Genomic DNA, 758 nt, shown 5'->3' with positions numbered 1-758 from the left:
AGCATGCAGTAGCTGAAAACGTCATGGCGGGCACAGCCATGAGTCGTCGCGCCAGCTACATGTATGGCAACCTGCTTCCTCCCGATCCGACAGGTCAACTGGGTGCCGGCCTGGGCACCACCACATCGGCTGGCACGGTGACGCTAATCCCGCCAACTGACATCATCAAGACCACAGGCGAAACCCATGTCATTGACGGCCTGACCTACCAGTTCCTGTATGCGCCGGGCAGTGAAGCGCCTGCTGAGATGCTCTATTACATCAAGGAAAAGAAAGCGCTCAACACCGCCGAAGACTCCACCCACACCCTGCACAACACCTACTCATTGCGTGGCGCGAAGATTCGCGAACCATTGCCATGGTCGAAGTACCTCAACGAGGCGCTCAAACTGTGGGGCGATGATGTCCAGGTCATGTATGCCATGCACCACTGGCCGGTCTGGGGCAACAAGGAGGTGCGTGAGCAGCTGTCTTCCCAGYGCGACATGTACCGCTACATCAACGACGAAACCCTGCGGATGATCAACAAGGGTTACACCATGGTCGAGATCGCCGAGCAGTTCAAACTACCCAAAGCGATCGACAGTAAATTCTCAAACCGTGGTTACTACGGTACGGTGAACCACAATGTCAAAGCCACCTATGTGTTGTACCTGGGCTGGTTTACCGGCAACCCGGCGCAGTTGCACGAACTTCCGCCGGTGGAGGGGGGCAAACACTATGTGGAGATGATGGGGGGCGAAGAGGCTGTCCTCAAG

At 56.7% G+C, this 758-nt stretch carries 1 protein-coding gene; it reads left to right on the top strand.

The window, feature by feature from the left end; genetic code table 11:
• Positions 1–38: 38 nt before the first annotated feature.
• A partial coding sequence (locus AC1DRJ_RS30765; protein WP_477805431.1) for an alkyl sulfatase dimerization domain-containing protein occupies positions 39–758 on the top strand: 720 nt, incomplete at its 3' end.

It is taken from the genome of Pseudomonas sp. P5_B2, from assembly GCF_056400445.1.
This window is presented reverse-complemented; position numbering and strand designations above follow the sequence as displayed.